Origin of the sequence: Halodurantibacterium flavum, from assembly GCF_042681825.1 — a bacterium.
In the GTDB taxonomy this organism is placed as follows: domain Bacteria; phylum Pseudomonadota; class Alphaproteobacteria; order Rhodobacterales; family Rhodobacteraceae; genus Halodurantibacterium; species Halodurantibacterium flavum.
Genome location: NZ_JBHUGH010000006.1, coordinates 112,618 through 131,720, shown reverse-complemented (window position 1 = coordinate 131,720; position 19,103 = coordinate 112,618). Strand labels below are relative to the sequence as shown.

Annotated in this window: 15 protein-coding genes and 1 pseudogene; 1 reads left to right on the top strand and 15 read right to left on the bottom strand. The window is 68.3% G+C overall.

The features are described from left to right. Position 1: 1 nt before the first annotated feature. From ACFSGJ_RS09160 to ACFSGJ_RS09120, 9 genes are all read right to left on the bottom strand, one after another. Positions 2-970 (bottom strand): siderophore-interacting protein, encoded by a 969-nt coding sequence (locus tag ACFSGJ_RS09160; protein WP_390260960.1) that lies wholly within the window; start codon positions 968-970, stop codon positions 2-4. After that, the gene (locus tag ACFSGJ_RS09155; RefSeq protein ID WP_390260959.1) at positions 967-1,734 is read right to left on the bottom strand and encodes an ABC transporter ATP-binding protein; all 768 of its coding nucleotides are present in this window, start codon (positions 1,732-1,734) and stop codon (positions 967-969) included. The genes ACFSGJ_RS09160 and ACFSGJ_RS09155 overlap by 4 nt, the downstream gene beginning before the upstream one ends. Then, entirely contained in the window at positions 1,731-2,720 is a 990-nt protein-coding gene (locus ACFSGJ_RS09150; RefSeq protein WP_390260957.1) for a FecCD family ABC transporter permease, read from the bottom strand. Before ACFSGJ_RS09150 ends, ACFSGJ_RS09155 begins: the two co-directional genes overlap by 4 nt. Next, positions 2,717-3,721, bottom strand: coding sequence for a FecCD family ABC transporter permease (locus ACFSGJ_RS09145; RefSeq protein WP_390260956.1), 1,005 nt, complete (start codon positions 3,719-3,721; stop codon positions 2,717-2,719). Before ACFSGJ_RS09145 ends, ACFSGJ_RS09150 begins: the two co-directional genes overlap by 4 nt. Positions 3,722-3,724: 3 nt before the next feature. Further along, the gene (locus ACFSGJ_RS09140) at positions 3,725-4,735 is read right to left on the bottom strand and encodes an ABC transporter substrate-binding protein (protein ID WP_390260954.1); all 1,011 of its coding nucleotides are present in this window, start codon (positions 4,733-4,735) and stop codon (positions 3,725-3,727) included. 159 nt (positions 4,736-4,894) lie between these two features. Further along, a complete protein-coding gene (locus ACFSGJ_RS09135; RefSeq protein ID WP_390260953.1) occupies positions 4,895-6,487 on the bottom strand; it encodes an L-lactate permease in 1,593 nt (530 codons plus the stop codon). Beyond that, complete coding sequence (locus ACFSGJ_RS09130; RefSeq protein WP_390260951.1) at positions 6,484-6,672, bottom strand: hypothetical protein; 189 nt, start codon at positions 6,670-6,672, stop codon at positions 6,484-6,486. Before ACFSGJ_RS09130 ends, ACFSGJ_RS09135 begins: the two co-directional genes overlap by 4 nt. A gap of 151 nt (positions 6,673-6,823) precedes the next feature. After that, positions 6,824-9,979 carry an efflux RND transporter permease subunit gene (locus ACFSGJ_RS09125; protein ID WP_390260950.1) on the bottom strand — a complete coding sequence of 1,052 codons (3,156 nt, stop codon included), beginning with the start codon at positions 9,977-9,979 and terminating at the stop codon, positions 6,824-6,826. Further along, positions 9,976-11,151: an efflux RND transporter periplasmic adaptor subunit gene (locus tag ACFSGJ_RS09120; protein WP_390260948.1), complete on the bottom strand. Its 1,176-nt coding sequence runs from the start codon at positions 11,149-11,151 to the stop codon at positions 9,976-9,978. The genes ACFSGJ_RS09125 and ACFSGJ_RS09120 overlap by 4 nt, the downstream gene beginning before the upstream one ends. A 129-nt stretch (positions 11,152-11,280) precedes the next feature. Here ACFSGJ_RS09120 and ACFSGJ_RS09115 point away from each other — a divergent pair, with 129 nt between their 5' ends. Beyond that, the gene (locus tag ACFSGJ_RS09115; protein WP_390260946.1) at positions 11,281-11,955 is read left to right on the top strand and encodes a TetR/AcrR family transcriptional regulator; all 675 of its coding nucleotides are present in this window, start codon (positions 11,281-11,283) and stop codon (positions 11,953-11,955) included. A gap of 10 nt (positions 11,956-11,965) precedes the next feature. Here the strand turns inward: ACFSGJ_RS09115 and ACFSGJ_RS09110 are convergent, their stop codons facing one another. The 6 genes and pseudogenes from ACFSGJ_RS09110 to rplU all read right to left on the bottom strand — a co-directional run. Continuing rightward, positions 11,966-13,753: an acetate/propionate family kinase gene (locus ACFSGJ_RS09110; protein ID WP_390260944.1), complete on the bottom strand. Its 1,788-nt coding sequence runs from the start codon at positions 13,751-13,753 to the stop codon at positions 11,966-11,968. Continuing rightward, positions 13,753-16,437 (bottom strand): cation-translocating P-type ATPase, encoded by a 2,685-nt coding sequence (locus ACFSGJ_RS09105; RefSeq protein WP_390260943.1) that lies wholly within the window; start codon positions 16,435-16,437, stop codon positions 13,753-13,755. Before ACFSGJ_RS09105 ends, ACFSGJ_RS09110 begins: the two co-directional genes overlap by 1 nt. A gap of 1 nt (position 16,438) precedes the next feature. Then, on the bottom strand, positions 16,439-17,200 hold the full coding sequence (locus tag ACFSGJ_RS09100) for an SDR family NAD(P)-dependent oxidoreductase (RefSeq protein WP_390260941.1): 762 nt from the start codon (positions 17,198-17,200) through the stop codon (positions 16,439-16,441). Positions 17,201-17,499: 299 nt separating this feature from the next. After that, a complete protein-coding gene (locus ACFSGJ_RS09095; RefSeq protein ID WP_390260940.1) occupies positions 17,500-18,048 on the bottom strand; it encodes a GNAT family N-acetyltransferase in 549 nt (182 codons plus the stop codon). A 236-nt stretch (positions 18,049-18,284) separates the two neighbouring features. Next, on the bottom strand, positions 18,285-18,554 hold the full coding sequence (gene rpmA, locus ACFSGJ_RS09090) for a 50S ribosomal protein L27 (protein WP_390260938.1): 270 nt from the start codon (positions 18,552-18,554) through the stop codon (positions 18,285-18,287). Between the two features lie 72 nt (positions 18,555-18,626). Then, positions 18,627-19,007 (bottom strand): annotated as a pseudogene (gene rplU, locus ACFSGJ_RS09085) (50S ribosomal protein L21); the annotation flags it as partial. Positions 19,008-19,103: the final 96 nt, after the last annotated feature.

Here is a 19,103-nt window from a genome sequence, read left to right as displayed (position 1 = left end):
CCTAGCCTTTGTCACGGGTCCAGTAGGCGGCCACCTGCATCCGGTCGCGTGCGATGCCCCGGGTGCGCAGGTCGGCCCGGGCGGCGTCGGCCTCTGCCTTTTCCGCCGCGAACCAGACCGTGGCGCCATCGGGCAGCCCGGTTTCGCGCAGGGCCGCCACAAGATCCGGGACAACCCGCAGCAGGACGCCCGGCGGCGCCTTGATCGCCGCCACATCCTCGGGCGCGGCGCGCAGGCAGGCGATGCCGGTGGTTGCGCGGTCCGCGCCTTCCAGCATCCGGGCGATGGCGGGCAGCGCCGTTTCATCGCCAAAGAGGCCGAGCCACCCGCCCGACAGCGGCTCGCCGCCGCCCGGGCCGATCATGCCGACCTCGGTGCCAGGGGCGACGGTGGCGGACCAGTCTGTCGTCCGCCCGCCCTCATGCACAAAGATGTCGAGGTCCGCCCAGCCCGCCGCCGCATCCATCCGCCGGATGGTGTAGACCGGGCGATGCAGCCCCTCGGGCCAATGGGTGCGCCCGCGCGCGTCGATCCGCGGCCAGCCGGGATCGCCTGCCAGTGCAAAGACCAGCCGCACATGCATCCCGCCTAGGGCAAAGCGTGCGAGATCGGGCCCTTCCACCCTCAGCCGGCGGAAGTCGCGACTGATGCGCCGGCAGCCTGCGACGCGAAACAGGCTCAGGTTCGGGGCGGGCGCGCCTTCGTCCACGCTGTCCCAGACGGGGACACAGCCTGCCGCATCAAACGCATAGCTCGCCGCCTCTTGCAGGATGAAGAGCGTGCGCATGTCGGGCGCCTGCAACAGCAACCGTGCCCCTGCAAGCCGCAGGACACCGCCCCAAAGTTCAAGCTCCAACCCCGCCGCGGTATCGCGACAGGTCAGTTCATAGGCCGCCGCCTGCCGTTCAAGCGCCTCGCGGGCGGCATCGGGGCCAAGGCCGGGAAGAAGGGCGCTCACACTCTCGGTCATTTCGGCACCACCAGCGGGGTTCCCGCAACCGGATCGGGGATCACGACGGCCTCCAGCCCGAAGGCCGCCCGCAGCGTGTCAGGGGTGACGACCTCGGCGGGCGGGCCCTCGGCCAGAATCGCGCCCCCGGCCACCACCACCACATGATCGGCGAAACGCGCGGCCAGCCCCAGATCGTGGAGGACGGTGACGACGGTCCGGCCCCGCCCGGCCCGCAGCCGCTGCAACAGCGACAGAAGCTCCACCTGATGCGGCAGGTCAAGCCATGTGGTCGGTTCATCCAGCAGCAGGAGCGGCGTGTCCTGCGCAAGCGCCATCGCGATCCAGGCGCGCTGCCGCTGACCGCCCGATAGCGCCGAGAGGGGCCGCGCGCCATGCGCCGCAAGCCCCGTCACCGCCAGCGCATGGGCCACCGCGTCGCGGTCGGCGGGGCCAAGCCCGAACGGCCCGCGCCACGGCGCCCGCCCCCGCGCCACCAGATCGGCGACGCTGATCCCCTCGGGCGCGATGGGCGACTGCGGCAACAGCGCCAGCCGCCGCGCCACCTGCCGCGTGGGCAGGGCGTTGATATCGCAGCCCTCCAGCAGCACACGCCCCGCCATGGGCCGCAAGAGCCGCGCCAGGCCCCGCAGCAATGTGGACTTGCCGCAGCCGTTCGGCCCGATGATCGCCGTCATCTGCCCGGCAGGCAATCGCAGCGACAGCCGGTCGATCACCACCTTGCCGGCAAAGCCGAGCCGAAGATCCTGCGCTTCCAGCATCATATGCTGCCCCTCTCCATCTCTCGGGTCAAAAGCCACAGGAGGTAGGGCGCGCCCAGAAGGCCCGTCATCACCCCCAGCGGCAGTTGCACGCCCGGGACCGCGATCCGCGCCGCCAGATCGGCCAGCACGGTGACCGCCGCCCCCACCAGCGCAGCACCCGCCAGCGCCGCACCGCCCTGCCCGCCAAGCCGCCGCGCGACCGGCGCCGACAACAGCGCGACGAACGGAACCGGGCCCGCCACCGCGACCGCCGCAGCCGCCATCAGCACCGCCAGTGCCGCCAGCCCCGCGCGCGCCGCCGCGACCCGCGTTCCAAGCCCCGCGGCAAGGTCGTCGCCCAGTTCCAGCAGGCGCAAGGCCGGAGCAAGCCACAGAAGCAGCGGCACCAGCAGCCCAAGGCACAGCGCGATCTGCGCCGCATGTCCCCAGTTACGCGCCGCCAGCGAGCCCGAAAGCCAGCGCGAAATCTCGGCCGCCTGCTGCCCGTTCGCCCGGATCAGCAGGAACTCGGTCCCCGCCTGAAGCGTGATGGCCGCCCCGATCCCCACAAGGATCAGGCGCAGCGGCACAAGGCCCCCGCCGCCCGCAGCCAGCGCGCCCACCAGCAGCGCCGCCAGAATACCACCCATCGCGGCCCCCAGCGTCACCGACAACGCCGCGCCCCCAAGGAAGGTCAGCGTCACCGCGACGCCCAGCCCCGCCCCCGAGGTGAAGCCGAGCACGTCCGGCGCCGCGAGCGGATTGCGCAACAGCGATTGCAGGATCGCCCCCGACAGCCCCAGTGCGGCGCCAGCGAGCGCGCCCGTGACCACACGCGGGCCACGCAGGATGCGCACGAACATCTCGGCCGGGCCGCCGCCACCGGTCAGGCCCTGCCAGATCGCGCCCGGCCCCAGCGGCACATCGCCAAGCGCGACCCCTGCCAGCATCGCCAGCAACAGGATCACGGCAAGCGCCGCCAGCCCCCTGATGCCCGTGATGGTCATGCCCAGGCCCCCGGCCGCAGGCGCCGCACGATCAGGACAAAAAGCGGTCCGCCCAGGAGCCCCGCCATGGTGCCCAGCCGCAACTCTTCCGGGGCGATGACCAGCCGGCCCGCCGTATCCGCCAGCATGAGCAACACCGGCCCGAGAAAGAGCGCGAGCCACACACAGCCCCGCACCCCCGGCCCGGCCAGAAACCGCGCCAGATGGGCGACGGCAAGCCCCACGAAGGCCACCGGCCCAGCCACCACAACCGCCGCGCCGCAAAGCGCCGTGACTAAAAGCAGCGCGATCGCGCGGACCGCTCCGGGATGCGCACCCAGACCGCGCGCGGCGTCGTCACCCATGGCGAGCAGGTCGAACCGCCCCGCCGTCAGCAACGCCCCGGCCCCCGCGGCGGCGACGATACCGCCCATGAGCGCAAGCGGCCTCTCGCCCGCGCCGCTCAGCGCGCCGACCACCCAGAAGCGGTAGAGCTCCAGCGTCTCGTTCCGGGTGAGGACCATGCCGGAAATCGCCGAAACGAGCAGCGCATTGATTGCGACCCCCGCAAGCGCGAGCCGCGCCGGGCTGGTCCCGCCCTGGGTCACCTGCCCGCCACCGCCGAGCATGAAGACCGCGATGCTCGCCAGCGCGGCGCCTGGAAAGGCCAGAAGCGCAAGAAGCGCCGGATCGCCCAGGCGCCACAGGAACGACCCCGCCACCACCGCGAACCCCGCCCCCGCGCTGACGCCCAGAAGGCCCGGTTCGGCCAGCGGGTTGCGCGTGACCGCCTGCATCAGGACGCCCGCCATTCCCAGCCCCGCCCCGGCGATCAGCGCGGCCCAAAGACGCGGCAGCCGGATCGCCGTGACTGTCAGATGCGCCGGATCGCCCGGATCGGGCGTCACGAGGGCCGCCCAGACCTGCGACAGCGGAACGCTGCGCGCACCAAAGGCCAGCGCCATCAGCGCCGCGCCGCAAAGCGCCGAAAGCAGCAGGAGGGTCAGCATCGAAAGCCGCATCCGTCAGTCCCGGGGCGCAAGCCCGGCCGCCACGGCAGACGGAACCGGCGTCGCCGGGTCGCCATCGACCGCGGCCTCTATCTCGGGGATCAGCCGGTCGAGCGCGTAAGGCAGGCTCAGCAGCGTCGCATGGCCCAAGGCGCCCGCCAGCATTCCGTCGGCGTGGATTTCCCGCCCCTCCTGATGCGCGCGCAGCCCCTGACGCAGCGCAAGCGAGCGGATGCCTGACCCATCGTCCTGATCGCCGATCCAGACCAGCAGGTCGGTGTCGAGGACCGAGAGATCCTCGGGCGAGAAGCTGGTGTAGAACTCGGCCCCGCTTGCGCTGTCGATCGCCGCAGGCGTGACGAAACCAAGCGCGTTCAAGAGCCCCGTGCGTGAATCGCTGGACCGGAACGCCCCCGGGACCCCCGCCCAGGCATAGGCCGCCACCGCCGTCATTCCCTGCCAGTCCGGGTGGGCGGCGCGGATGTCGGCGATGCGGGCCTCCAGCGCGGCAAGCTGTTCCTCGGCCTGCGTCAGACGGCCCACGGCCCGCGCGGTGGTCAGGATCTGCACCTGCCAGGGCGTACCGAAGCTGCCATAATGCGCCTCGGACGCGATGGTCGGCGCGATCTGCGACAGAACTGCGTATTCCTCGGCGGTGATGCCCGAGGAGATCGCGAGGATGAGATCGGGCGAAAGCGCCGCCACCTGTTCCAGCGACACCTCGCCCCGCAGGACGACCGGATTCGCATCGCCGAGTACGGCCTCGGCCCAGGGCCAGACGCCCCGCGGCGTGTCGCCATACCAATGGCGCAGGCCCACCGGCACGATCCCCAGCGCGAGCAGGTTGTCATGTCCCACATAGCCGATCGATACGACCCGCTGGGGCCGTTCGGGCACCACGGTTTCGCCATAGACATGGGGGAAGGTCTGCGGAAACTCCTGCGCGGCCGCCAGACCGGCAGATGCAAGGACGGCAAGCGCCAGCAAAAGAGGGCGCAGGACACTGAAGACAACGGCAAGCGACATGGCGCGAACGCTCCGGGCGCGGGAAACGCGGTGGGACGAAAACGCTGGCGAATGGCTTGCGCGGGATAGCCCCCTTGTTTCGCCCCCGGCCCCGCATGTCAAGGCCAAGGTGCCGCCTCCTGCCGTTGTGAAAAGGCCCCGCCGGGGCGGGGCCTTTCGTCACTCGGCCGGTTGCGCCGCAAGTCGGGCGCGGCTTCGCGCCATGGTGGCGATCACCGCCGCGGCCCAGATCACCGCCGCCAGCCACCAAAGCCCGCCATGGATGAAGGCCATCCCGATCAGACCCGCCTGCACCACGTAATAGGCCATGGGAATAAGGGTCTTGCGGATCAGATCGCCCTCTTTGTCGGTCAGGCCGACTGTCGCCGAGGCCGCAACGACGTTGTGCACGCAGATCATGTTGCCTGCCGCCCCGCCGACGGCCTGAAGCGCCACGACCACGGTGATCCCCGCCAGTTCCAGCCCGATCCCCTGCGCGGTCGAGAACTGGAACAGCGCGAACATCATGTTCGACACCGTGTTCGACCCCGCGATGAAGGCGCCAAGCGCACCGACCAGTGGCGCAAAGAACGGCCATGCCTCGCCGGCTGCGGCGGACATGCCCTGTGCCAGCGTGATCGGCATCGACGCAAGCCCGTTCCCGCCCGAGTTGATGAAGACCTGCACCATCGGCACGGCAAGCAGCAGCGCCGGGGCGGCCGCGCTCATCGTGCGGGCGGAAATCGCGAAGGCCCGGCCATAGTCGCGCCCCCGCATCCGGAACAGCACGACCGAAATCAGCGATGCAAGGATCATCACCGTCCCCGGCGAATAGAGGAACTGTGCCGAGGCGTTGATCCCCGACCCGAAGATGTCGCGCAGCGCCAGCGTCGTGTCCGGCCCGGTAAGCCAGGCCTTGAGCGGCTGGACCGTCCGCGTCAGCACCAGCAGCACCGCCACGATGACATAGGGCATCCACGCCGTCAGCAGCGAGATCTCGCGCCGCGCAGGCTGGCCATGGGGGGCGATCTCCGCCTCGGCCGTGTCAGGCTCGACCGTGCCCTGCCAGTCCGAGCCCCATTGCGCGCGGGGCGGGAAATCGAACCGGTCCTGTGGCAGGAACAGCCCCGCCCGGGCCGAAGGCACGACGATCAGAAGCCCGATCAGCCCGCCCAGCAGCGACGGAAACTCCGGCCCCAGAAGATGCGCGACCGCGACATAGGGCACGGTAAAGGCGAGCCCCGCAAAGAGCGCGAATTTCCAGACCCTGAAGCCTTCGGCAAAGCTGCGGCTGGCACCGAAGAACCGCGTCAGCATCCCCACCATGATCAGCGGGATCAGGATGCCGATCAGCGCGTGAATGATCGAGACGGTCCCCGCCACCACCGGCACATATTCGGCGACCGAGGCGACCCCGGCCCCCGTGACGGCATCGCCCGAAAGCCCGGTGCCGATCCCCACCAGCATCGGCGTTCCCACCGCGCCAAAGGAAACCGGGGTCGACTGGATGATGAGCGCGACCATCACCGCCGCCATCGCCGGAAAGCCGATCGCCACCAGCAGCGGCGCGGCCACCGCCGCAGGGGTGCCGAAGCCCGACGCGCCCTCGATCAGCGACCCGAACAGCCATGCGATGATGATCGCCTGAATGCGCCGGTCCGGCGAGATGTCGGAAAACCCGCGCTTGATCGCCCGGATCGCGCCGGATTCCTGCACCGTGTAAAGCAGCAGGATCGCGCCGAAGACGATGTAAAGCAGCGTGATCGCCGTCACGAGGCCGTTGACCGTCGCCCCCCGATCCGTTCCGGCGCCGTGCCCCAGAGCACGAGCGCAAGCAGAACCGTTACAACATAAGCCGCCAGCATCGACAGCTTGGCCGACCAGCGCATCACCACAAGCAGCAGGAACACCACCGCCACGGGCATCAGCGCCGCGAAAAACATTACTCCCTGGGACATGCCCCTCTCCTCCACACTCCTCCAGGTCCCGCATCTGGTAAGAAAACAGAACCAGATTCCACCTTTCCCGAGTTTGGGGCGCAGGTCACGAAAAAAATCCCGCAGCGGTTGATTGCTGCGGGATCTGTCGGGTCTTTGCCAGGAGACGGGCTCAGGCGGTTGCGGTTGCCCCGTCGGGCGAGGCCGGCGCGCGCCGGAACAGGCGGCGGATGCGCGCGCCCACCCGGTCGCCCAGCACCAGAAGGCAGGGCGTCAGCACCAGCGTCAGGACCGTGGCGACGGTAAGGCCACCGGCGATGGCCGTGGAAAGCTCGGTCCACATCTGCCCCGAGGGTGCGCCAAAGGTGATATTGCGCGAGAAGAAGTCGATATTCATCCCGAGCACCATCGGCAACAGCCCCAGCACCGTCGTGACCGAGGTCAGAAAGACCGGCCGCAGACGCAGCGCGCCGGTGCGCAGCGCCGCCTCGACCGCGTCATGGCCGCGCCCGCGCATCTCGTTATAGGTGTCGATCAGAACGATGTTGTTGTTGACCACGATCCCGGCCAGCGCGATCACCCCGATCCCGCCCATCACGACACCAAACGGCTGCCCCGTGATCATCAGCCCCAGGAACACCCCCGCCGTCGAAAAGACGATGGCCGACATCACCAGCACCGCCTGATAGATGCTGTTGAACTGCGTCACCAGCGCCATCAGCATCAGGAAGATCGCGCTGAGGAAGGCGATGCCCAGAAAGGCTGCGGCCTCGGCCTGATCCTCGGCCTCGCCGCCAAAGCTGATCATCACGCCTTCCGGCGGCGGGTTGTCCCGGATCGCGGCCTGTAGCTGCGCCATCTGGTCGGCGACCAGCAAACCTTCCTCCACGCCCGCGTCGATGGTGACGGCGCGCTGCCCGTCGATCCGGGTGATGATGCCGGTCCGGGGCGCCGGTTCCAGCGTCACGAAGTTGCGGATCGGCACAAGCCCCACCTGCGTGTTCAGCCGCAGATATTCCAGCCGTTCCAGATTCCGCTGGTCCGATGGAAAGCGGACGCGGATATCGACCTCGTCCGTGGCCTCGCCCGGGCGGTATTCGGCCAGCTGCAATCCGGTGGTCAGCATCTGGACCGCCTGCCCCAGCGTGGTCGTATCGGCACCGTAGCGCGCGGCCTCGGTCCGGTTGACGGCAAGGCGCCATTCGACGCCGGGGCGCGGCAGGTTGTCGTCCACATCGGTAAAGCCGCCGATCTGATCCATCGCCTGCCGGATGCCCTGAGCGGTGGCCAGAACCTGCTCGGTCGGGCCGGTCAGGCGCAGTTGCACCGGCCGGCCCTGCGCCGGTCCGCTGTCCTGTTCCTGGATCTGGATCTCGATCCCCGCGATGTCGGCGGTGCGCTGGCGCACCTCTTCCATGATCGCGGCGGCGGTGCGGCGCTCGTCCCATGGCAGGAAGTCGAGCTGCAGCACCCCGATCGTATCCTGCGACTGGTTCGTCCCGCCGCCCTGCGCGATGGTGCGGGCATAGATGTACTCGATCCCCTCGACGCCGGTTACACGTTCCTCGACGCGGCGCACCAGCGCATCCTTTTCCCAGATCGACAGGTTATCGCGCGAGGTGATCTGCACCTGCGCCATTTCCGGTTCCTGCGAGGGGAAGAAGGTGGTGCCGTGCCCCGTCAGGCCATAGGCCGTATAGGTCGCGATCAGCAGCACCACCGCCGTCAGAAGTACCTTCCCCGGATGGCGCAGGAGCCGCGAGAGGATGCGGACGTAACGCGCGCTCGCGCCTTGCAGATCGGCCAGATCGCCCTCTTCGGCGGCACGTTCGGCGGCAAGGTTCGCCCCGGCATTCGCCTTGCGCCGCCCGATCACACCGCCCAGCACGGGCACAAAGATCAGCGCCATGGCAAGCGACGCCGACAGGGTGATGATGACGGTGATGGGCAGGAACTTCATGAACTCGCCCACGATCCCGGTCCAGAACAGGAGCGGGAAAAACACCGCAAGCGTCGTCGCGGTCGAAGCGATGATCGGCCAGGCCATGCGGCGCGCAGCCTCGGAATAGGCTTCGCGCGGGGATGCGCCCTCGCTCAGGCGGCGGTCGGCCAGTTCGATCGTCACGATGGCGCCGTCCACCAGCATCCCCACCACGAGGATCAGCGAAAAGAGCACGATCATGTTCATGGTGTAGCCCATGACATACAAGATCGCGATGCCCGCCAGGAACGACCCGGGGATCGCGAGCCCCACAAGGATGCCCGACCGCACGCCCAGCGCCGCGATCACCACCACCATCACGAAGAGGATCGCCGAGACCACGTTGTTCTCGAGGTCCGAGAGCAGCGTCTCGATCTGTTCGGATTCGTCCTGCAGAAACGTCACCTCGACCGTTTCCGGCCATTGGGTCTGCGCCTGGGCCATCGCCGCACGCACGCTGGCCACGGTGTCGATGATGTTGGCGCCGACGCGCTTGGTCACCTCCATCGCGATGGCCGGTTCGCCGTTGATGCGGGCAAAGCCCTCCGGGTCCTCGAAGGTGCTGCGCACGATGGCGATGTCGCCCAGCGTCACCACGGCGCCGTCCTGCACCATGACGGGAATGTCATGCACGTCCTGCAGCGTCTCGATCACGCCCGGAACGGTGATTGTCAGCCGCCCCGCGCCCGTGTCGATGGCGCCCGCGGCGACCAGCCGGTTGTTGCGCTGGATCTGGTTCAGCAACTCCTCGAACGAGAGGTTGTAGCTGTCGAGCGCGACCGGGTCGATCAGGACCTCGACCATCTCGTCGCGCTTGCCGCCCAGATCGACCTCAAGGACGCCGGGCAGCGACTCGATCCGGGTCTTCATCTCATCGGCCATGGCGATCAGCGCGCGTTCCGGCACGGGACCCGAGACCATCACGGTAAGCACGGGGAACAGCGCGGTGTTCATCTCCCGCACCACGGGTTCGTTCGCGCCGGACGGCAGATCATTCTGCGCGATGTCCACCGCGTCCTTGACGTCGTCCAGCGCCTGCGATGCGTCACCGCCCGCCTCGAATTCGAGGATGATGTTCACATAGCCGTCGGCGGCGGTCGAGGTCATTTCCCGCAGGCCCTCGACCGACTGAAGCTGCGTTTCCAGCGGGCGCAACAGCAGCCGTTCGCCGTCATCGGGCGAAATGCCTTCATAGCTGACCGAGACATAGACCACGGGGATCTGGACCTCGGGCATGGATTCCTTGGGGATCGCGCCCCAGGACAGAACGCCGGCAGTCAGGATCATCACCAGCGCGATCAGGATCGTGCGCGCATGGTCGAACGACCAGTTGATGAGCCCCCTCATTGCCCCGCCCCCGCCGACTGCGTATCCGCCGAAAGGCCCGGCGCCCGGGCGCAGAGGCTTTCCGGCAGGCCGGTTTCATCGAGCCCCGATCGCGGGACCGGCACGCCCGACGCAGACCCCGCCTCGGACAGGCGCACCCGGTCGCCATCCTGCACGAAACCCTGCCCGATGGTGATGACCCGCGCCGCCTCGGGCAGGCCCGAGACCCAGAGTCCGGCCGCCTCGGCGCGCACGATCTCCACCTGATGGAATGCCACGATCCCCGCCGCATCGGCCGTCTTGACCCCCAGTTCGCCCGAAGTGCCAAGCGACAGGATCGCCGGCGAGACGAAATGGGCGGAAACGGTTTCGGTCGGAATGACCACCTCGGCGCTGATGCCGGACGGAATTTCCCCCTCGGCGTTCGCGGTCCGGACCTCGACCGCAAAGGTGCGCGTGGCGGAATCGGCAGCCGCCGCGACAAAGCAGACGAGCCCGCGTTCCGTCTGGCCGGTGGCATAGCGCACCTCGGCCACGCGACCGGACTGGATGCGGGCGCGGTCCATCTGGCTCACACGGACGATGGTGCGCAGCGGCGCGTTCTCGACAATCGTGATGACGTCCGTTCCGGCGCCCACATATTCGCCCACCTCGGCGGCGATATCATCGACCTGCCCGGGGAAGGGCGCGCGCACCAGCGTGTCGTCGATCTGTTCCTCAAGCCGGGCAACCTCTTCGCGCGCCGATTGCAGCAGTGTCTCCAGCTCGCGCAGTTGCGCGGCGGTGGAATAGCCGCTCTGTTGCAGCCGCAGTTGCGCGTCATAGTCGCGTTGCCGCCGGTCCAGAACCGCCTCGGCCTCGCGCAGACGGCTGTCGAGCCCTTCAAGCGTCATGCGAAAGACGGGTTGGCCGGCCTCCACGCGCTCACCCCGGTCCACGAGAATTTCCGCGACCCGGCCGGCGCTCTGACTGCGCGCCGGGGCGGTGCGGAAGGCCATGACGTCGCCCTGCCCGCTCACGAACAGCGGAACCTCCTGTGCGCGGAGCGTCGCGACCTCGACCAACGGAACACGGGTTTGTGCCTGCTGCGGCGCTACCGCCGCGCTCGGTTCACCAAAGAGGATGCCGGACGCCATCCAGCCGGCCGCGCCGAGCGCCAGGATACCCGCTATGGCAATGGAAGAACGCGACATCAGAAACCCCTTATGCAGAACTGGTCTTCAGTAACCGGCGGACACTTGGAAAAGCCGGTATCCGCGCCATATTGTAATTTGAATTCGAATTGCAATATGAGCGATTGTGAAATTTCTGACAGGACCCGGATGAACCGTCACGCACCGCCCCTTACTGAAACCGCTACCCGCCGCGCCGACGGGGCCGCCACGCGCGCGCTGCTTCTCGATGCGGCCGGGTTGGTGATCGCCGAAAAGGGCGTCGAACGGGCGACCGGGAAGGAGATCGCCGAACGCGCGGGCGCAAGTTCCAACGCGATCAACTATCACTTCGGCGGGATGGAGGGGCTCCATACCGAGGTTCTTCTGGCGGCCCATGAAAACCTCGCATCCTTTGACGTGCTGTCGGATATCCTTGAGGGCGGCGGGTCGGCCGAGGACAAGATGCGCCAGTTCATCCGGCTGGTCGTTTCGGCAACCTTTGTCCCGCAGGGCCATGACTGGGCGCTGCCGGTGCTGACGCGCGAACTCGTGTCGCCGACGCCGGCGGGGAACGCGCTGCGTGAATGTCAGTTGCTGCCGAAAAAGCAGATCATCGAACAGATCGTGGCTCAGGCCGTCGGCCGACCGCCCGAAGACCCGCTGGTTCACCGCGCAAGCTTTTCCGTCTTTGCCTCCATCGTGATGCTGCTGATCTCGTCGCATGAAAGCCGCGCCCAGTTCTTTCCCCATATCGGCGAAGGCGCCGAGGCGGTGGAGCCGATGACCGATCACGTCCACCGTTTTGTGATGGGCGGGCTCGCCGCGATCCGGCAAGACGGCTAGGCCAGGACCGCTAGGACGGCGCGATGCGGGCGGGATGCGGCAGGATCTCACCCTCGGCCGCGCCGTGAAGGCCCGCGGCATTCGCCTCATCCGTGTCGATATGCATCTCGGTCACCGCCACGGGGGACACACGGACCAGCGTGCGCGCAAAGGTCACCTCGCGCCCCGGCGATCCAAGCTGCACATCGACCACATCCCCATCCGCCAGACCCAGCCGCGCCGCGTCCGCCGGGTTGGTGTGGATATGGCGCGCGGCGATGATCAGGCCGTCAGTCTCATGCGTGCCGGCCGGGCCGATCAGGCGCAGGTGCGGCGTATCCTGCAGCCGCCCGCTGTCACGGACCGGCGGGTCGAGCCCAAGGGCAAAGCTGTCGGTGCGTGACACTTCGACCTGCACCCGGTCCCGTAGCGGCCCGAGGATGGCGACCCGTTCCAGACGCCCGCGCGGCCCCTCCAGCGTGACCCGTTCCTCGGCCACCCAATGGCCGGGCTGGCGCAACGGACAGGCCGGGCGCAGGACATGACCGGCCCCGAAGAGCGCCGCCACCGCCGCCGCGTCCAGATGCACATGACGGGCCGAGACGGCGACGGGGATCACCGCGGGGCCCGGCGCCGGGCGGGCAAGATGGCACGCGGTTTCCTGCGCGATCATCAGCTGTTCGGCCGTTTCTGTCACGAGAACCCTGACCCTTGACCCGTAGGCCTGTATCTGCGGCGCGGCGCCATCCGACAGGTCGACGGCAAGGTTGCGGTCCTGATCCAGATGCAGCCCCAGAAAGCCCAGCCCGTCGCAGATCCGCCGCCGCATGGAGGCCGAGTTTTCGCCGATGCCGCCCGTGAAGACCACCGTGTCGAGACCACCCATCGCCGCGGCATAGGCGCCCAGATACTTGCGGGCGCGATAGGCGCAGACCTCGATCGCAAGCTGGGCGGCGCTGTCGCCGGCCTCGGCCCGGGCCTCGACCTCCTGCATGTCCGAAACGCCTGCAAGCGCCAGAAGCCCGCTCTCGCGGTAGAGCGCATCTTCCACCTCGGCGGCGGAAAGACCGAAGCGCCGTTCGAGAAAGCCGAAAAGCCCCGGGTCGACATCGCCGGACCGGGTACCCATCACCAGCCCTTCCAGCGGTGTCAGGCCCATGGAACTGTCGATGCTCTCGCCGTTCAGGATCGCACAGGCGCTGGCGCCATTGCCCAGATGCAGGCTGACCAGCCGCAGGTCGCGCAGCGGTTCGCCCAGTTCCGCCGCCGCGCGCTCGGCCACATATTTGTGCGAGGTTCCGTGAAACCCGTAGCGGCGCATCCCTGCATCCCGCCACGGCGCGGGGATCGCATAGGTGGTGGCGCGGGGTGGGTTGGTCAGGTGAAAGGCCGTGTCGAACACGGCCACCTGCGGCAGGCCGGGCCAGGCCGCCATCGCCGCGCGCATCCCGGCCAGCCCCGCCGGGTTGTGCAAGGGTGCCAGTGGCGTCAGCGCCTCGACCTCTGCCAGAAGCGCGTCATCGACACGTGCGGGGTCGGTGAACCGCGCCCCGCCATGGGCGACGCGGTGCCCGACCGCGTCGGGCGCGCCTAGCCCCTCGGCCCCGAGCAGGGCGGGCACGGCGGCGATCACAGCCGGGATATCGGCATGGTCCAACGCCTCTTGCCGGGTGCCCTTCGGCCCGGTGATCCGCGCCACGCAGCGCCCGCCCCCGAACCGGTCGAACGTCGCCTTGAGCCGCTGATGGCTGGTCATCCCGATATCATGCACCCCAAGCTTGAGGCTGGAGCTTCCCGCATTGAACACAAGCACCCGCATCAGACCGCCCCCTTTTCGCGCCCGCGCATCGCCCCGAGGGCCCCGCGCACAGCCTTGTCGATTTCCAGCACCAGAAGCAGCGCCACCCCCGCCGCCACGCATTGCACCAGCTGCCAAAGGCCAAGCGGACGCGTTTCGAACAGCGTCTGCGCCAGCGGCAGATAGGTAAAGCCGAGTTGAAACAGCGTCACGACGGCGATTGCCACCAGAACCGCCGGCGTCCCCCGCACCCCCGCAACCGTCATCGACGCGCCCAGCCGGTAGCGCACGGAAAAGAGATAGAACACCTCCATCGCGACCAGCGTATTGACCGCCATCGTCCGCGCCACGGCCTCATCCGCACCGCTGCGCAGCGCCAGTTCGAACTGCCCGAATATCCCCGCCGCAAACAACGCCGAGACAAGGACGATCCGCCACAGGACGAAGCCGGACAGGATCGGCGTGTCGGTCCGGCGGGGCGGTTGCTGCATGACCTGGGGCTCGGGCCGCTCGAATGCGAGCGCCATGGCAAGGCCCACCGAGCTGACCATGTTGACCCACAGGATCTGCAACGGCGTGATCGGCAGCGTGAGCCCCAGCAGCACCGCAAGGATCAGGCTGATGCTCTCGCCTCCGTTGACCGGCAGCACGAAGGTGATGACCTTGCGCAGGTTGCCATAGACGGTCCGGCCTTGGCGCACGGCCTCGGCGATCGAGGCAAAGTTGTCGTCGGTCAGCACCACATCCGCCGCCTCGCGCGCGGCCTGCGACCCCTTGTGCCCCATGGCGATCCCGATATCCGCGCGCTTGAGCGCGGGAGCGTCGTTCACGCCGTCGCCCGTCATGGCCACCACCGCGCCGTTCGCCTGAAGCGCCTCGACCAGCCGCAGCTTGTGTTCCGGGCTGGTGCGGGCAAAGACGCTTACGCCGGTCACGGCGGAACGCAGCGCGGCATCGTCCATCAGGTCCAGATCGGCACCGGTCAGGACATGGCCAGGGGCGTCGAGACTGATCTGGCGGGCAATTGCGGCGGCGGTCCCCTTGTGATCGCCGGTGATCATGCGCACCGCGATCCCCGCCGCCCGGCAGTCCGCGACAGCGCGGATCGCCTCGGGTCGCGGCGGGTCGATGAACCCCGCCAGCCCCAGTAGCACAAGTCCCCCCGCGATATCCTCATGCCCGAGCCCTGCCCCGGCATGAGGCTTTCGCGCCAATGCGAGCACGCGCAGACCCTCGGCCGCGATCTCATCGGCGCGATCCGCCCAACAGGCCGGATCGAACGGTGCCTCTCCTTCTCCGGTCTCGACCGCTCCGCAACGCGCGAGCACCTGTTCGGGCGCGCCCTTGACCAGAACCATCCCGTCCGACGCCACCGCCATGTAGCGATAGCGGGCATCGAACGGAATCGTCGCCCCCGCCACCGGACGCGCCGCCGGATCAAGGCCCAGCCGTCCCGCAAGCGCGAGCAGCGCGCCCTCCATCGGGTCGCCCTCGGTTCGCCAGCCACCCGGGCCGGGCTTGATCTCGGCGCTGTTGCAACCCGCCGCCACCCCCGCGATGGCGCGCAGAAGATTGTCCGGCGCGGTGACCTGCCCGTCCTTGATCACCCGGCCTGCAGGGTCATAGCCCTCGCCCTCCAGGCCGTAGCGGCCCGCCGCGGTTTCCAGCACGGTCACCATCATCTCGTTCCGCGTCAGCGTCCCGGTCTTGTCGCTGCAGATCGTCGTCACCGCTCCGATCGTCTCGATCGCCGGCAGCCGGCGCACGATGGCGTGGCGCCGCGCCATGGCCTGCACCCCGATGGCGAGCGTCACGGTCAGGATCGCCGGCAGCCCCTCGGGGATCGCCGCCACGAAAAGCCCGACGACGATCATGAAGGCATCGGCGAAATCCATGCCCCGCCCCAGCGTGGTAAACGCCAGCACCGCCGCAGCGACGGCCATGACCGCAAAGGTCAGGACGCGGGCAAGCTGGTCCATCTGCCGCACAAGGGGCGTCGTCAGACGTTCGACCCCCGACATGAGACCGCTGATACGGCCGATTTCCGTCGCGGCGCCGGTGGCGACCACGACGCCCGTGCCGGTGCCTTCGGAGACGAGCGTCCCGGAAAAGACCATCGCCCGCCGGTCGCCCAGAGCGGCATCGGCGGCAACCGGCGTCACGTCCTTGGGGGCCGGAACGGATTCCCCGGTCAGGATCGCCTCATCCACCCGCAGCGCGGCCAGCCCGACCAGCCGCAGATCAGCGGGCACCTTGTCGCCCGCCTCGATCAGGACGATGTCGCCGGGCACCAGATCGGCGGCGGGCACGACCTGCCGCCGCCCGTCGCGGCGCACCGCGGCCTCTTCCGCCAGCATCCCGCGCAGGGCGGCAATGGCCTGTTCGGCCCGCCCCTCCTGTATCAGGCCGAAGACGGTGTTGAAGATCACGACGGCAAGGATCACCCCCGTATCGAGCCAATGGCCCAGCAGGGCGGTGATCGCCGCCGCCACGATCAGCGCGAGGATCAGGAGGTTGTTCACCTGCCGCAGCAACCGCCCGATCAGCCCCGGGCGGGGCGGTTCCGGCAGGCGGTTCGGCCCCGTCTCACGCAACCGGGCCGCCGCTGCCTCGGCGCTCAGGCCACGTTCCTCGGTGTCCAACGCCGCAAGAACCTCGTCCGTCGGGGCGGCCCAGGGGGTTTCCAGCGACATGTCCCGGCGCATATCAGGGCGCCGTGTAGCCGCCATCGACCAGATGATAACTGCCTGTGATAAAGCTCGCCCGGTCCGACAAAAGGAAGAGCGTCAGCGCCGAGACTTCTTCGGGTGTCCCGATCCGGCCCATCGGGTGCATCCCGGCAAGCGCATCCAGCATCTCTTGCGAGAGATTCTTTGACAGAAGCGGGGTGTTGATGAAGGCCGGCCCGACGGAATTCACCCGCACGCCCTTTTGCGCATATTCCATCGCAGCCGTCTTGGTGAGGCCAAGAACCCCGTGCTTCGCCGCGACATAGGCCGCCGAATTCGCGAACCCGACGCTGCCGAGGATCGAGGACATGTTGACGATCGCGCCGCCGCCCGCAGCCTCCATCGCCGGGATCTGGTAGCGCATCCCGTAAAAGACGCCGTTGAGGTTCACGTCGATCACCTTGCGCCAGCCATCGGCCGGATAGTCGCCCACCGGCGCCGAGGGTCCGCCGATGCCGGCATTGTTGACCGCAAGATGAAGCCCGCCACCCTGCTCCACCGCGGCCTTGACCAGCCGCTCGGCATCCTCGGCACGCGACGCATCCGCCGTGACCGCGATGGCGCGGCCGCCTGCGGCTGTGATGCCGTTCACGACGTCGGACAATGCGGCCTCGTCCAGATCGCTTGCCACGACAAAGGCGCCGCTCGCCGCCATTTCCTCGGCGATGACGGCCCCGATGCCCGAGGCGGCGCCGGTAACGATGGCGGTTCTTCCCGAAAAATCGAAGCGAATGGTCATGCGTCCTCTCCTTTGTCCGTGGCGGCAGGGTTGCCGCCCTTTGTCCGAGTGGATCGCATGGGGCGGCATCGTCGCGCCTTGATCGACATCAAGAAAGAGACGGGAAGAGGAGAATGTTCCGGAAAAGCGGGTCCGGCAGTGCGGTGAACTGCCCTGAGCCCTGAGCCCTGAGCCCTGAGCCCTGAGCCCTGAGCCCTGAGCCCTGAGCCCTGAGCCCTGAGCCCTGAGCCCTGAGCCCTGAGCCCTGAGCGGGATGGTCCAGTCACGATGCCGCCGCAAGGGGCGGCATCGCGTTATTCTCAGCCCAGCTTTCGCAGGTAGGTCCAAGTGGGCACGTTGGCATTGCGCGCGACGCTGAACGCCTCGGCATCGCCGAGATATTCGAAACCGGCATTGGTCAGGACGCGGGCGGAACCGGGGTTGTCCTGAAAGACCTGCGCGAACATGGTCTTGTTTCCCAGCGGGTTCGCCGCGACGATGGCCTGTACCGCCTCGGACGCATAACCGGTGTTCCAGACCGCGGGGGCGACCCAATAGCCGATCTCTGCCTGATCGCGATCGAGCCGGGAAAGCGAGATCAGCCCCAGAAGTTCGGCGCCCCCCGCGCCCGAGGCGTCCATCGCCCAGACGGCCTGCGCGCCATTACCCGACATCGCCCGGCCTACGAAGGCCGAGGCCGCGCCCGGCGGATAGGGATGCGGGATCGAGGTGGTCTGCTGCGCGACGCGCCGGTCCGAGGCATACATGGAGATAAGACCCTCATCCGAGCGACGCAGCGGCCGCAGCAAAAGCCGGTCCGCGACGACGACCGGCAAGCCGGTCCCGATCTGGGTATCCATTATCGTCATGCCTTCCCTCCCTCGGCATCACGGCCCCGTTCTGCGGCCACGCGCCCTTCCCTCAAGTAAAAATGGTCTTTCAACGGCCCTTGCGCAAGGCGCGCCCGGCCATGTTCGTCTGTCCTTCTACGTCCCATCTGGTTAACGTCCGGCTAAGCGGCGTGTCGGAATTGACCCGCCGAAACGAAACGGGGGACCGGCTTTGCAGCCGATCCCCCGATACATGAACTTTGTAAAGGTTCGGCTTACTCCGCAGCCTCCGCAACCGGGAGGACCGAGATAAAGGTGCGGCCCTTGAGGCCCTTGTGGAAGGTTACCTGACCTTCGGTCACGGCAAAGATGGTGTGGTCGCGGCCCATGCCGACGCCCTCACCCGGCCACCACTTGGTGCCGCGCTGACGCACGATGATGTTGCCCGAGACCGCAGCCTGGCCACCATAAAGCTTTACGCCAAGACGGCGACCGGCAGAGTCGCGACCGTTCCGGGATGAACCGCCTGCTTTCTTGTGTGCCATATCGCGTTACTCCTGAGCTTCGGCCGTTTCGGCCGCGGGTTTCTTCTTTGCCGCGCGCTTGGGCTTTTCGGCAGCTTCTGCGCCAGCCTCGACCTTGGACTCTGCCTTGGCAGCGGCGGGTTTCGCAGCCTTGGCCTTGCCATCGGCAAGAATGCCGGTGATCCGCACCAGCGTCAGTTGCTGGCGGTGGCCCTTGGTGCGCTGCGACGAGTGCTTACGGCGGCGCTTGACGAAATGGATGACCTTTTCGCCCTTGATCTGGTCGATGACCTCGGCCTCGACCGCCGCGCCGGCCACAAGGGGGGCACCCACGGTCAGGTCGTCACCGCCGAGCATCAGAATCTCTTCGAACCGGATCGTGTCACCGGCATTGCCAGCAAGCTTTTCCACGCGCAGAACGTCGCCCGCCTGCACCCGGTATTGCTTGCCGCCCGTCTTGAGGACCGCGAACATCGGCCTTTTCCTTCTTTTCCCCGCGTCCTGTGGCCCCCTTTCGGGTGTTTGACGGCCCTTCGGCCTGCCTCGGACGGCGCGCCCTTTCGGGCGAAT

What these genes read in the sequence shown, in the direction of transcription:
- ACFSGJ_RS09160 (WP_390260960.1), bottom strand. Translation starts at nt 970, where the DNA reads ATGACCGAGAGTGTGAGCGCCCTTCTTCCCGGCCTTGGCCCCGATGCC.
- ACFSGJ_RS09155 (WP_390260959.1), bottom strand. Translation starts at nt 1,734, where the DNA reads ATGATGCTGGAAGCGCAGGATCTTCGGCTCGGCTTTGCCGGCAAGGTG.
- ACFSGJ_RS09150 (WP_390260957.1), bottom strand. Translation starts at nt 2,720, where the DNA reads ATGACCATCACGGGCATCAGGGGGCTGGCGGCGCTTGCCGTGATCCTG.
- ACFSGJ_RS09145 (WP_390260956.1), bottom strand. Translation starts at nt 3,721, where the DNA reads ATGCGGCTTTCGATGCTGACCCTCCTGCTGCTTTCGGCGCTTTGCGGC.
- ACFSGJ_RS09140 (WP_390260954.1), bottom strand. Translation starts at nt 4,735, where the DNA reads ATGTCGCTTGCCGTTGTCTTCAGTGTCCTGCGCCCTCTTTTGCTGGCG.
- ACFSGJ_RS09130 (WP_390260951.1), bottom strand. Translation starts at nt 6,672, where the DNA reads ATGTCCCAGGGAGTAATGTTTTTCGCGGCGCTGATGCCCGTGGCGGTG.
- ACFSGJ_RS09125 (WP_390260950.1), bottom strand. Translation starts at nt 9,979, where the DNA reads ATGAGGGGGCTCATCAACTGGTCGTTCGACCATGCGCGCACGATCCTG.
- ACFSGJ_RS09120 (WP_390260948.1), bottom strand. Translation starts at nt 11,151, where the DNA reads ATGTCGCGTTCTTCCATTGCCATAGCGGGTATCCTGGCGCTCGGCGCG.
- ACFSGJ_RS09115 (WP_390260946.1), top strand. Translation starts at nt 11,281, where the DNA reads ATGAACCGTCACGCACCGCCCCTTACTGAAACCGCTACCCGCCGCGCC.
- ACFSGJ_RS09110 (WP_390260944.1), bottom strand. Translation starts at nt 13,753, where the DNA reads ATGCGGGTGCTTGTGTTCAATGCGGGAAGCTCCAGCCTCAAGCTTGGG.
- ACFSGJ_RS09105 (WP_390260943.1), bottom strand. Translation starts at nt 16,437, where the DNA reads ATGCGCCGGGACATGTCGCTGGAAACCCCCTGGGCCGCCCCGACGGAC.
- ACFSGJ_RS09100 (WP_390260941.1), bottom strand. Translation starts at nt 17,200, where the DNA reads ATGACCATTCGCTTCGATTTTTCGGGAAGAACCGCCATCGTTACCGGC.
- ACFSGJ_RS09095 (WP_390260940.1), bottom strand. Translation starts at nt 18,048, where the DNA reads ATGACGATAATGGATACCCAGATCGGGACCGGCTTGCCGGTCGTCGTC.
- rpmA (WP_390260938.1), bottom strand. Translation starts at nt 18,554, where the DNA reads ATGGCACACAAGAAAGCAGGCGGTTCATCCCGGAACGGTCGCGACTCT.